Annotated in this window: 8 protein-coding genes; 6 read left to right on the top strand and 2 right to left on the bottom strand. The window is 72.6% G+C overall.

The window, feature by feature from the left end:
- Window positions 1-38 precede the first annotated feature (38 nt).
- The gene (locus tag AC067N_RS30335; protein ID WP_478682086.1) at window positions 39-641 is read right to left on the bottom strand and encodes a LuxR C-terminal-related transcriptional regulator; all 603 of its coding nucleotides are present in this window, start codon (window positions 639-641) and stop codon (window positions 39-41) included.
- A gap of 278 nt (window positions 642-919) precedes the next feature.
- Here AC067N_RS30335 and AC067N_RS30330 point away from each other — a divergent pair, with 278 nt between their 5' ends.
- Window positions 920-3,067 carry a SpoIIE family protein phosphatase gene (locus tag AC067N_RS30330; RefSeq protein ID WP_478682085.1) on the top strand — a complete coding sequence of 716 codons (2,148 nt, stop codon included), beginning with the start codon at window positions 920-922 and terminating at the stop codon, window positions 3,065-3,067.
- Window positions 3,068-3,336: 269 nt separating this feature from the next.
- Here AC067N_RS30330 and AC067N_RS30325 read toward each other — a convergent pair whose 3' ends face one another.
- Window positions 3,337-4,743, bottom strand: coding sequence for a S1 family peptidase (locus AC067N_RS30325; RefSeq protein WP_478682084.1), 1,407 nt, complete (start codon window positions 4,741-4,743; stop codon window positions 3,337-3,339).
- Window positions 4,744-4,863: 120 nt separating this feature from the next.
- Between AC067N_RS30325 and AC067N_RS30320 the strand changes: the two genes are divergently transcribed.
- The 5 genes from AC067N_RS30320 to AC067N_RS30300 all read left to right on the top strand — a co-directional run bounded on the left by AC067N_RS30320 (window position 4,864) and on the right by AC067N_RS30300 (window position 11,880).
- On the top strand, window positions 4,864-5,196 hold the full coding sequence (locus tag AC067N_RS30320; RefSeq protein WP_478682083.1) for a hotdog domain-containing protein: 333 nt from the start codon (window positions 4,864-4,866) through the stop codon (window positions 5,194-5,196).
- A gap of 505 nt (window positions 5,197-5,701) precedes the next feature.
- Window positions 5,702-5,917, top strand: coding sequence for a type A2 lantipeptide (locus AC067N_RS30315; RefSeq protein WP_478682082.1), 216 nt, complete (start codon window positions 5,702-5,704; stop codon window positions 5,915-5,917).
- 101 nt (window positions 5,918-6,018) lie between these two features.
- Window positions 6,019-6,825 carry a hypothetical protein gene (locus AC067N_RS30310; protein ID WP_478682081.1) on the top strand — a complete coding sequence of 269 codons (807 nt, stop codon included), beginning with the start codon at window positions 6,019-6,021 and terminating at the stop codon, window positions 6,823-6,825.
- A gap of 68 nt (window positions 6,826-6,893) precedes the next feature.
- Complete coding sequence (locus AC067N_RS30305) at window positions 6,894-9,059, top strand: NHLP family bacteriocin export ABC transporter peptidase/permease/ATPase subunit (RefSeq protein WP_478682118.1); 2,166 nt, start codon at window positions 6,894-6,896, stop codon at window positions 9,057-9,059.
- A 1-nt stretch (window position 9,060) separates the two neighbouring features.
- The gene (locus AC067N_RS30300) at window positions 9,061-11,880 is read left to right on the top strand and encodes an NHLP bacteriocin export ABC transporter permease/ATPase subunit (protein WP_478682080.1); all 2,820 of its coding nucleotides are present in this window, start codon (window positions 9,061-9,063) and stop codon (window positions 11,878-11,880) included.
- Window positions 11,881-12,296 lie beyond the last annotated feature (416 nt).

The following is a 12,296-nucleotide window of genomic DNA, read 5'->3' as shown; positions in this document are numbered from 1 at the left end:
CGCCGGACGGTCAGCCCCTCCGGGCCACCGCCGGGCCGTCAGAGCCACCCCTCGCCCTGCGAGATCCGGATGGCGTCGATCCTGTTGCGCGCCCCCGTCTTGCGGGTGATGGCGGCCATGTAGTTGCGCACGGTCCCGTGGGACAGGTGCAGGCTGCCGGCGATCTCCGCGACGGAGGCCCCTTCGGCCGCCAGGGACAACACGCTCAGCTCCCGTCCGGTCAGCGGCATCTCGGCGGCCTTGAGGAAGCCGAAGCCGAGCGAGTCGTCGACGAAACGCCTGCCCCCGGCGACCTGGCGGATCGCGGCCACCAGCCGCTCCGGGGCGCCCTCCTTGTCCACGTAGCCGAGGGCTCCGGCCTCCGCGGCCCGCTTCAGCAGGCCGGGTCTGCCGGCGTGGGCGAGCACCACGAGCCCCGAGGGGGTGCCGCCGCTGCCGCGCAGATCGCCGAGCGGCGGGATGCCCACCGCGTCGGCGCAGTCCAGGTCAGCCGCGCAGACGTCCGGCCGCAGGGACCGCACGCGCCCCGGCGCTCTGCGCCAGGGCTCGTCGTACACCGCCAGGTCGGTCTCCCGGCGGAGCCACTCCGCCAGTACCGACCGGACCAGACACTCGTCGTGCACGAGAAGTACCCGGATCACGTTCGCCCTCCGCCTCCCCCGGCCGCCGCCGCTTCCTCGTCTCAGCGCGTGCCCATTGTCGGCGTCCCCGATCGCGCCCCGGTCGCGAAGAACCAGCCAACGGGGTGCTTGGGGGCGCACGCGCGGCGCTCGTGCGCGCGGTCGCGCATCCACCCGGGGGGAATGCCTGCCGCGCGATGGGGTACTGCGGCTTCGCCTCCGCGAGGTGCGTGCCGGGCCGCCAGGAGGGAGCCTTGACCCGGGGGCGCGTGGCGCGACCGTACGAGGAGGTGGTCGGCATGTCGGACGTCCCGGCGTCCGGTGAGCGGACGACGGTCGAGACCGCACGCATGGGCCACCCCCTGCTGTCCCTGGCGCTGGCCGCGATGATGGACGACGTCCAGGCGCACTCCGGTGCGGTGTACCTGCTGGCCCATGACGCGCCCGTCCTGGAGATGGCGGTGATGGCGGGGCTGCCGCGGTCCTTCGCCGCGCCGTGGGAGCGGGTGAGTCTGAGCGCCCCGGCCCCGGTCTCCGAGGCCGTCCGGGAGCGACGGCTGGTGTGGGTCAACGGCGAGGAGCAGATGGCCCGCCGCTATCCCCGGATCGCCGTCGTCCTGCCCTATCCGTTCGCGATGGCCGCGCTGCCGGTGGCGACCCGTGACACCACCTACGGCGCCGTCTTCCTGACCTGGCCGGGCTCGCACCCCCCGGAGCTCAGCGAACGCGAGCGGGACAAGCTCACCTCGGCCTGCGACCGGCTCGCGATGCGGCTGCGGCGCGCGGAGGAGGAGGGCAGGCCGGTGCTGCCGGAGCCGGACCTCTCCGCGCCGTCGACGACCACGGTGGCCGGGACGCTCGGGACGGTGGAGGCGGCCCGGATGGTGGCGCGGCTGCCGTACGGGATGTGCGCGCTCGATCTGCACGGGCGGATCACCTTCGCCAACGCGGCCACCGCCGAACTGCTGGGCATCCCGGTGAGCGCGCTGCTGGGCATGCAGCTGTGGGCGTCCGTGCCGTGGCTGAACGACCCCGCGCACGAGGACCGCTACCGGGCCGCGCTGATGAGTCAGCACGTCACGTCGTTCATGGCGTTGAAGCCGCCGGGCGAGTGGCTGTCGTTCCGGCTGTACCCGGGGACGAACGGGCTGAGCGTCCGGATCTCCCGGGCCCGTGCGGTCGCCTCGGCGAAGGGTGCCGCACGGCAGGAGGGCGAGGACGACGGACCGGGCCGACTGGTGACCATCGACCACGTGCTGGCCATGGCGAGCGCCCTCACCGAGGCGGTGGGGGTCCAGGACGTGGTGGAGCTGGTCGCGAACGAGATCGTGCCGGCCGTCGGCTCCCAGGCGCTGGTGATGCTCGGCTCACGGGCGGGACGGCTCCATGTGCTGGGCCATCACGGGTACACGGACCCGCATCTCGTCGAACGGTTCGACGGCATGCCGCTCAGCGCCGAGATGCCCGGCGCCCGCGCCCTGACCACCGGGGTGCCGGCCTTCTTCGAGAGCCGCCAGCAGCTGGAGCACCTGTACCCGCTGCGGCAGACGACGCCGGACGGGCTGGGCGCCTGGGCCTATCTGCCGCTGATCGCCCAGGGCCAGCCGGTGGGCACCTGTGTGCTCGGGTACGCCGATCCGCATCCCTTCCCGGCGGAGGAGCGCGCGGTGCTGACCAGCCTCAGTGGGCTGATCGCCCAGGCGTTGCAGCGGGCGCTGCTGTACGACGCCAAGCACCAGCTCGCGCACGGGCTGCAGGCCGCACTGCTGCCGCACTCGCTGCCGTCGATCCCCGGCATCGAGGCTGCCTCCCGCTATCTGCCGGCGACCCGGGGCATGGACATCGGCGGCGACTTCTTCGACCTGGTGCTCTCGCACGGCCGGGCCTCCGCCGTGATCGGGGACGTGCAGGGGCACAACGTGACGGCGGCCGGGCTGATGGGGCAGATCCGTACGGCGGTCCGCGCGTACACGACCGTGGGGCAGGCCCCGGAGGACGTGATGAGCAGCACCAACCGGCTGCTGATCGACCTCGGCAGCGAGTTGTTCGCCAGCTGTCTGTATCTGCGTCTGGACCCGGCGCACGGCACGGCCGTCATGGCGCGTGCGGGTCATCCGCCGCCGCTGCTGCGCCGACCGGACGGGCGGGTGAAGGTGCTGGACCTCGCGGGCGGGCCGCTCCTCGGCATCGACGCGTCCGCCACGTATCCGACGACCGAGGTCGCGCTCGCCGAGGGCTCCGTGCTCGCCCTCTACACCGACGGGCTGATCGAGGCGCCGGGCGTCGACATCGAGGACGCCCTGGCCGATCTCGGGGAACGTCTCACCAGGGCCGGGGACCAGCCGCTGGAGACACTCGCCGACGTGCTCGTCCGGGAGACCGGTACGGCGGAGGAGCGGTCCGACGACGTGGCGTTGCTGCTGCTGCGGGCGACCGGCACCGCCTGACGGCACGGCGGAGCCCGGACGCCGTGCGGCGTCCGGGCTCCGCCGTCCGGGCCGGATGACCGTGTCGGGCTGTGGCAGCCGCCGCCCTGACGGTCACCGTCCGCGGATACGACAGCGGTCCGGCCCTCCCCTCAGAGGGCCGGACCGTTCCACCTGCGGGCCGGTGTGGTGTGGTGTGGAGTGGCAGGCAGGCGGTTCGTGGGGCCGACGGTCCGCTGTCAGTGGCCGCTGATCACGGAACCGCCGCCCACGCCTTCACCGGTGTGAGGTCACTGACCGGCGTTGCCCTGCTCGTCGACGCCCTGGTGACCGGCGCCCTGCTGCTGCTCCTGGCCCGCACCGGCGTCGCCCGCACCGGCCGCGTCGCCGGCACCGCCGGCCGCCTGCTCGCCCGCGCCGGCCTCGCCCGCGCCCTCTTCCTGACCGGCACCGGCTGCGCCCCCGGCGGCCTCCTCGCCGGCACCCGCGTCACCCGCGCCGCCGGCCGCTTCCTCGCCCGCGCCCGCGGCGTCACCGGCTCCGCCGGCGGCCTCCTCGCCGGCGCCCGCGCCGCCCTCGCCGATGGTGGCGCCGACCGCCGCGAGGGCGGTGGTGACGGGCTGGAAGAAGGTCTCGCCGCCGACGGTGCAGTCGCCGCTGCCGCCGGAGGTCAGACCGATGGCCTGGCCGTCCTGGGTGAAGAGCGAGCCGCCGCTGTCGCCGGGCTCGGCGCAGACGTTGGTCTGGATGAGGCCGGTGACGGTGCCCTCGGGGTAGTTCACCGTCGCGTCGAGGCCGGTGACCTGCCCGTCGGCGAGACCGGTGGTGCTGCCCATGCGGAAGACCTGGAGGCCGACCGTGGCCTCGCCCGCCGCGTTGATGTTCACGGTCTGGCCGTTGCCGAGGTCGACGGTGCTGGCCGCCTGGGTGGCGGGGTCGTTGTACTTGACCAGGGCGAAGTCACCGACACCCGGGAAGGTGGCGGTCTCCGCGTCGACGGTGCCGATCGGCGCGCCGCCCTCCTCCTCCGCCCACTCGGGCTCGACGACACCGCAGTGACCGGCCGTCAGGAAGCCCGGGGTGCCGTCGGCGTTGGTGACGTTGAAACCGGCCGAGCAGCGCGCGCCGCCGCCGAAGATGGCGTCGCCGCCCTCCAGGAAGGGCTTGAAGGTGCCGGCGGACTTCTTGATGGCCGCCATGCCGGAGCCGAGGGACTTCACCGTGGACTCGATGGTGTCCCAGTTCTCGCCGGTGACCGTGGAGTCGGCGGTGACCTGGATCTTGTTGGTGCGGGGATCGATCGCCCAGGCGGTGCCCGGGACGGTCGCCTCCTTCTTCAGCGTCGCGGCACCGGCCTTGAGCTCGGACCAGCTGTTGTCGACCTCGCGGATCTCCGCACCGGCCCTCTCGGCCTGAGCGATCGCGTTGTTGCCGCCCTGGTGGCCTTCGACGACACTGACGACGAGCTGCTTCTCACCCGAGTCGTAGTACGCGCCTGCGAACGCGTCCCCGAGCTGCTTCTGGAGCTGGGTGGCGAGGCCGGAGGCGTCGCCCGCGGCGAGCGTCTTCGGGGCGGCGTCGTTGGACTCCGTCTGGGACGCCATCGCGTTCGGCAGGATGAGGGCCGCTGCCCCGAGCGCCGCCACACCGCCTGCGGCAATGAACGCCTTACGCTTGGTGGCTCGTTTGTGACTCAACTCTTGACCTCCTGGGGACGGGGTCCGTACCGCCGTCCGGCGGGTGAACTGGGGGCGCCTGGTTGCCAGTTGGTACGGATGGTTCCGGTGGGGTGTTCAACGTCCCGCAAAAAGATTTCGATGTTGCCTTTCGCAAAGTGCGGTTCGGGTGGCATTTCACGACTTCCCGCCCGTACGGACGGGAACGATGCCCTGTCGGGTCAGGCGCTGTTGGCGGCGGCCGACACGGCGACGGTGATCGCGGTGTCGGCGGCACGCGGCTCCTTCGTGCCGATGACGACGGTCCAGCAGTCCACCGGCTTCCAGCGGGCGGTGACGGAGGAGGACGTCCTGGTGGAGGCCGTTCTCACCAAGCTGGGCCGCCGGACGGCCTTCGCCGAGATCGCCATGACCACGGCGGACTCGGGCGAGCCGGCGGCCCGGGCGAGCACGGCGTACGCCCTGACGGGGTGACAAGAGCCCCTTTTCCCGAGCGAATCCACACAAAGTCAGCGCCGGCGCGGGCACGTTGAGCCACCACGCGACAGCGGTCCGTTCCGGTCACCGATGGGGATGACGGCTTCGGGGAATCTCCACACCGAATGCCCAGTGAGGTCACGGCGCCCGGCGGATCTGCACAGCGGTCCGCCGGGCGCCGCGTCTTTGAGGCGGGAGTGTCCAGTTCGTTTTCCGGGTGGCAACGAAGCGCCCATGACGATGCCGGGAGCGGTGTGAAGAACTTGGCCCCAACGCGTGCGCGGTTGTGCACGGATGACCGGCCTTGGTCACCAAGTGCGCTGGTGGGAGGGCTTCTTGATTGGATGCGCGCCACGGCGATCTGCTTTGATCCATCGCACCGCGAGGGGCCGCCGAGCTCTCCGAGACGAGAGTCGGACGCCCCCGTGTGCGGCCGTCGTTCTGTCCCCAGAAGGGGGCCGCTCCCCCCCCTGTGAATATCCATACGAAGGGAAGTTCCATCATGAACTCCACCCCCCAGGTCGAGACCGCCGAGCTGTCGGACGCCGCGCTGGACGCCGTCGCCGGTGGTCTGCAGGTCAACGCCGTCGGCACCGTCACCGGTGTGGTGGACGGCGTCGCCCCGGTCTCCGGCCTGGTCAACACGGCCGTCGGCACCGTCGAGGGTGTCACCGGCCTGAACACCGCGCCGGTCACGAACCTGGTCGCCGGTCTCTGATCGACCCCCGGTACCGCTGAGTCCCGGAACCGCCTGACGGTTCCGGGGCTCTCGGGTGCCGCAGAACCCGTCCCCCTTTGTTCGCAGGTGAGGGAAGACCCGTGCAGTTCCGCCAACAGGCCCTCGCCAAGCTCCGGTCGCCGGAGGAACTCGACCTCCCCGTGCGTTTCGCCCGCCCGCAGGGCTGGCTCGTGCTGTCCGTGACCGTGGTCGCCATGGCCGCCGCGTCCGTGTGGGCCGTCACGGGTTCCGTCGCGTCCACCGTCAGCGCGCCCGCCGTCCTCACCCACGGCCAGGGCAGTTACGTCCTGCAGAGCCCGGTCGCGGGCCAGGTCACCGCCGTCCTCGCCGAACAGGGCGAGCGGCTCCCCGCCAGTGCCCCGGTCCTGAAGGTCGCCACCGCCGACGGCGAGGCGGTCGTACGGTCCGTCGCCGCGGGCCGGGTCTCCGCGCTCGCCGCCACCATGGGCCAGATCATCCGCACCGGCGCCGATGTCGCGGCCGTCGAGAAGGTCGCGGACCCCGACGACCCGCTGTACGCCACGGTGTATGTGCCCGCCGCGAACGCCGCCTCCATCCCGCGGAACGCGCCCGTGGACCTGACCGTCCAGTCGGCCCCCACCCAGCGGTACGGGGTGCTGCGCGGCCATGTGAAGTCGGTGGACCGCACCGCGCAGACCCCGCAGTCGATCACCGCGTTCCTCGGGGACGGCCAGCTCGGCGAGCAGTTCACCAGGAAGGGCCGGCCGGTGGCCGTCACCGTGCGGCTGGACCGGGCGGCGTCGACCGCCTCGGGCTACCGGTGGTCGTCGCAGGACGGGCCGCCGTTCGAGCTGACCTCCATGACCATGGCCACGGGTTCCATCCGCATGGCCGACGAGCGTCCGATCGATTGGCTGCTCCCGTGACCTCATCACCGGACACCGCGCCGCCGCCGACGCACGGCCGACGCAGGGCGGCGCCGAAGAAGCGCCCGGTGCCCAAGGGCGTCCGCAAGGGTGTCCGCACCCCGACCGTGCTCCAGATGGAGGCCGTGGAGTGCGGCGCCGCCTCCCTCGCCATGGTCCTCGGCCACTACGGGCGGCACATCCCGCTGGAGGAGCTGCGCATCGCCTGCGGAGTCTCCCGCGACGGCTCCCGCGCCAGCAATCTGCTGAAGGCGGCCCGCAGTTACGGGCTGACCGCCAAGGGCATGCAGATGGACGTGGAAGCGCTGGCCGAGGTCAAGGCGCCGGCCATCCTGTTCTGGGAGTTCAACCACTACGTCGTCTACGACGGGATGGGGCGCCGCTTCGGGCGGCGCGGGGTCCACATCAACGACCCCGGCAAGGGCCGCCGGTTCGTGGCGATGGAGGACTTCGACGCCGGCTTCACGGGTGTCGTCCTCGTCATGGAACCGGGCGAGGACTTCGCGAAGGGCGGCCGCAGGCCGGGGGTGCTCGGCGCGATGCCCGCCCGGATGCGCGGCACCTCCGGCACCCTGCCGGCCGCCGTCCTCGCGAGTCTGCTGCTGGTGGCCGTCGGCGCGGCGGTGCCCGCGCTCAGCCGCACCTATATCGACATGTTCCTGATCGGCGGCCAGACCTCGCTGCTGGGCGTGCTGTTCACGTCCATGGGTGCCTGTGTGCTGCTGACGGTCCTGCTGACCTGGCTGCAACAGGCGAACCTGCTGCGCGGGCGGCTGATCTCGTCGACGCTCGGCAGCGCCCGCTTCCTTCGCCATCTGCTGCGCCTGCCCGTCACGTTCTTCGCGCAGCGCAGCCCCGCCGACCTCGTCCAGCGGCTCCAGTCCAACGACGCGGTCGCCGAGACCCTGGCCCGCGACCTCGCGGCGGCCGGCGTGGACGCGGTCGTGGTGGTCCTCTACGCCGTGCTCCTCTACACGTACGATCCGCAGCTCGCCTTCGTCGGCATCGCGGTCGCCCTGCTGAACGTGGTGGCGATGCGGGTGGTGATCCGGCTGCGCGCGACCCGTACGGCCAAGCTGCGCGCCGACAACGCCCGGCTCACCAACACCGCGTACACCGGTCTTCAGCTGATCGAGACGATGAAGGCCACCGGCGGCGAGGACGGCTACTTCCGCAAGTGGGCCGGACAGCACGCGACCACGCTGGAGGAACAGCAGCGGCTGGGCGTGCCGAGCGCCTGGCTGGGAGTCGTCGCCCCGACCCTCGCCACCCTCAACAGCGCCCTGATCCTCTGGATCGGCGGGATGCGCGCGGTCGAGGGGCACATGTCGGTGGGCCTGCTGGTCGCCTTCCAGGCGCTGGTCACCCGTTTCACCGCGCCGATCACCCGGCTCAACGGTGTCGCGGGCCGCATCCAGGACTTCGCGGCCGATGTGGCCCGGCTGAAGGACGTGGAGAACTTCCAGGCCGACCCGCTGTACGCCCGCCCGGACTCGGCCGAGTCCACCCGCCGCCTCCACGGCCACATCGAGCTGGAGAACATCACCTTCGGCTACAGCCCGCTCGACAAGCCGCTGCTCACCGGCTTCGACCTCACGGTCGGGCCGGGCCGGCAGGTGGCGCTCGTCGGCGGCTCGGGCAGCGGCAAGTCGACGGTCTCCCGGCTGATCGCGGGCCTGTACGCCCCCTGGGAGGGCGTGATCCGCATCGACGGGCGGCGGCTCGAGGACATCCCTCGCGGAGCGCTCGCCGCGTCCGTCTCCTTCGTCGACCAGGAGGTGTTCCTGTTCGAGGGCACCGTCCGCGACAACGTGGCCCTGTGGGACCCGTCGATCCCGGACGAGGCCGTGGTGGAGGCGCTGCGGGACGCGGCCCTGTACGACGTGGTGGCGCGCCGCCCCGGTGGCATCCACAGCAGGGTCGAGCAGGACGGGCGGAACTTCTCCGGCGGTCAGCGCCAACGTCTGGAGATCGCGCGGGCGTTGGTCCGCAGGCCCAGCATCCTCGTCCTCGACGAGGTGACCAGCGCGCTCGACGCGGAGACCGAGCTGGTCGTCATGGACAACCTGCGCAAGCGCGGCTGTGCCTGCGTGGTGATCGCCCACCGGCTCAGCACGGTCCGCGACAGCGACGAGATCGTCGTCCTGCAGCACGGCACGGTCGTGGAGCGCGGGCGGCACGAGGAACTGGTGGCGCGCGGCGGCGCGTACGCCCGGCTGGTCAGGGAGCGGTGAGATGACGGCCGTCCACGAGGAGGACCTCGTTCTCGGTGCGCTCGGCGCGATGGGCACGCCCCTCGACTGCGTCGGCCTCACCCGGCTCGACCTCGAAGGCCCGCAGGTTCTGTGGCTGGTGGCCTCCGGTGCCCTGGACCTGTTCGCGGTCGACGCCGTGGAGCAGGGCCACTGGCACCACCTCGGCCGGCTGGAGGCGGGTTCCGTGCTGCTCGGTCCGGTCGCCGGGCCGCAGCACACCCTGGCCGCACGCCCGCTGAGGGACTGTGTGGTGCGCCGTATCGGGCTGCGGGAGCTGTACCAGCCGGTCGGCACCGAGACCTGGTCGTACGACGAGTGGGGCAACCCCCAACCGGTGCCCCCGCAGACGAGCCCGCTGGAGTACGCCCTGGCCCTGGGCGTCGGCCGCGGCCTGTCCGTCCTCTTCCAGGCGCCGATGGCCACCGAGCAGGCCGCGGCCCCCACCGACGACGACGTGTTCTGGATGCGGGTCCCGCCCGGCAGCGTCCAGTACGGCTCGCTGTACGGGGCGGAGGCGGCGGCCGATCTGCTGATGGACCCGGGGGTCTGGCAGAGCATGGTCGACCAGCAGTACCGGCTGCTGGCCACCCTGGACCGCTGGATCGAACAGCTGGAGCGCACCCACGAGGACCGTACGGCCGCCGGTATCAAGGCCGGTGAGGCGGTCCGCGCCCAGGCCGACCGCACGCTGCTCGCCTCCCTCGGCCGGTCCTCGGCAGCCCGGCGGACGACGGCCGCGGACGCCGACGCCACGTACGCGGCGTGCCGGCTCGTCGCCCGCGCGGCCGGGATCGTGCTCGCGGAGCCCGCGCAGAGCGGCACGGAGAGCGACCGGCTCGATCCGGTCGAGCGGATCGCGCTGGCCTCCCGGGTCCGGGTCCGTGCCGTGCGGCTCGCCGGAAACTGGTGGCGGGACGACGTCGGTCCGCTGGTCGGCCACCGGGCACTGTCCGGCGCGCCGGTGGCCCTGTTGTGGCGGCGCGGCGGCTATGTGGCCGTGCAGCCGTCGTCGGGCCGGGAGACGCCGGTCGAGAAGGCGAACGCGGCGGAGTTCGAACCGCGGGCGGTGATGTTCTACCGTCCGCTGCCCGAACGGGTGCTGACGCCGCTGCGGTTGATGCGGTTCAGCCTCCACGGCACCGGCGGCGACATGACGGGCCTGCTGCTGAGCGGTCTGGTGACGGTGGTGCTGGGCTCGCTGGTGCCGATCGCGACGGGCCGGATCCTCGGCGAGTACGTGCCGAAGGCTCAGGAGGACCTGATCGCGCAGGCGTGTCTCGCGGTGATGCTCGCGAGTGTGGTGTCGGCGGCGTTCCTGCTGCTGCAGAACCTGACGATCCTCAGGCTGGAGGGCCGGATCGAGGCGACGCTCCAACCGGCGGTGTGGGACCGGCTGCTGAGGCTGCCGACGAACTTCTTCGCGTCGCGCTCGACGGGTGAGCTGGCGAGCGCCGCCATGGGCATCAGCGCGATCCGCCGCACGCTCGCCGGGGTGGGCCCGGTGGTCGCGCAGTCGGTGACGGTCGGTGCCGTGAACCTGGCGCTGCTGCTCTGGTACAGCGTGCCGATGGCGCTGGCCGCGATCGGCATGCTGGTGGTGGTGACCGCCGTGTTCCTCGGCTTCGGTCTGTGGCAGGTGCGCTGGCAGCGCCGCCTGGTGGTCCTGAACAACAAGCTGAACAACCAGGCGTTCCAGACCCTGCGCGGACTGCCGAAGCTGCGGGTGGCGGCCGCCGAGAACTACGCCTACGCGGCCTGGGCGGGCCAGTTCGCCCGGAGCCGGGAACTCCAGCAGAAGGTCGGTGGCATCAGGAACCTCAACACGGTGCTCGGCGCGGTGTATCTGCCGCTGTGCACCCTGCTGATGTTCATGCTGCTCGCGGGCCCCGCGCGCGGCTCGATGTCGGCGGCGGACTTCCTCACCTTCAACACCTCGGTGACCATGCTCCTCACCTCGGTGACCCAGCTGACCGGCGCGTTCGTGTCGGCGGTGGCCGTCCTGCCGCTGTTCGAGGAGATCAAGCCGGTGCTGGAGGCGGCCCCGGAAGTACGGACGGCGAGCACCCGCCCCGGCCTGCTCTCCGGAGCGATCGAGGCACGCCGGCTGTCCTTCCGGTACGCGGACGACGGTCCGCTGGTGCTGGACGACGTGTCGTTCGCGATCGAGCCCGGCGAGTTCGTCGCGGTGGTCGGTCCGAGCGGCTGCGGCAAGTCGACCCTGCTGCGTCTGCTCATCGGCTTCGACCGTCCGGTGTCGGGCGGTGTCCTGTACGACGGGCAGGAACTGACCGCCCTCGACCAGTCGGCGGTGCGCCGGCAGTGCGGTGTGGTGCTCCAGCACGCCCAGCCGTTCACCGGCTCGATCCTGGACGTCATCTGCGGCACGGAGCCGTACACGCCGGAGGAGGCGATGGCGGCGGCCGAGATGGCGGGTCTCGCCGAGGACATCCGGCGCATGCCGATGGGCCTGCACACCGTCGTCCAGGGCAACGGGGCGGTCTCCGGCGGCCAGCGCCAGCGGCTGATGATCGCCCAGGCCCTCATCCGGCGCCCCCGCATCCTCTTCCTCGACGAGGCGACGAGTGCCCTCGACAACGAGACCCAGCGCACGGTCATGGAGAGCACCCGCGCCCTCAACGCCACACGGATCGTGATCGCGCACCGGCTGTCCACGGTCATGGACGCGGACCGGGTGGTCGTGATGGAGGACGGCAAGGTCGTCGAGGTGGGTCCGCCGGCGCGACTGCTGGCGGACACCGGCGGACGGCTGCGCGAACTGGTGCGACGGCAGATGGCCTGACTCGCCCGGCGGACGCGGGGGCGGGCCGGTCCGCCGCCGCGCCTCAGCCGTGCGCGCGCCGGGCCCGCCCCCGCGGCACGGGGTCGCGCAGCACGTCGACGGCCGTGCACGCCAGTGCCTCCGTGACCGCGCGGAGTACCCGGCGGGCCCGCTCGGAGGCGGCGGCGTCGGCGAACTCGGCGGCGCGACAGCGGCGATGCTCCCGACGGGGATGCCCCGGGCCCGCTCCCCCGACGGAGAGACCGGTGCGAGCAGCCCGGCGGCACACGCGGCCAAGGCGACGGCGAGGTCCACCACGGCACCTCGCCCGGTCCTCCCGGGAACCGGCACCCCCTCTTCCTCTTCACCCGCCGCCCGGCCACGCCGTCGCTGCGCGGCGGCCCGGCCCCTCGGGGAACATCCGAGACCGCAACCCG

This window comes from Streptomyces sp. NPDC042364, from assembly GCF_056437585.1.
This window is presented reverse-complemented; position numbering and strand designations above follow the sequence as displayed.